At 54.1% G+C, this 362-nt stretch carries 1 protein-coding gene; it reads right to left on the minus strand.

Annotated elements, in window-relative coordinates; translation table 11 throughout:
- On the minus strand, window positions 1-362 hold a 362-nt coding region (locus DJ021_RS18490), incomplete at both ends, for a 30S ribosomal protein S17 (RefSeq protein WP_207801910.1).

Raw genomic sequence — 362 nt, forward strand, 5'->3', positions numbered from 1 at the left:
GGGTCACCTTCAGTACGTTGAACCTGACCGTCTTGGAGAGCGGCCTGCACTGGCCAATGGTAACATGGTCGCCTTCCTTGACGCGGAAGCAGGGGGAAACATGAGCCGGGATATTGGAGTGCCTCTTCTCGTACCTCTGGTACTTCCTGACGTAGTGAAGATAGTCTTTCCGGACGATAATGGTCCGGTTCATCTTCGCGCTATGGCAGACACCACTCAAGATGCGGCCCCTGATGGAGACATTGCCAGTAAATGGGCATTTCTTGTCGATATATGTGCCTTCGATGGCTTCCTTCGGAACCTTGAAGCCGAGACCAATGCTCTTCCAGAAACGGTTGCCGCCTTTTCCGGGTCTCTTCCCC

It is taken from the genome of Phenylobacterium hankyongense (genome assembly GCF_003254505.1).
Taxonomy (GTDB): Bacteria; Pseudomonadota; Alphaproteobacteria; order Caulobacterales; family Caulobacteraceae; genus Phenylobacterium; species Phenylobacterium hankyongense.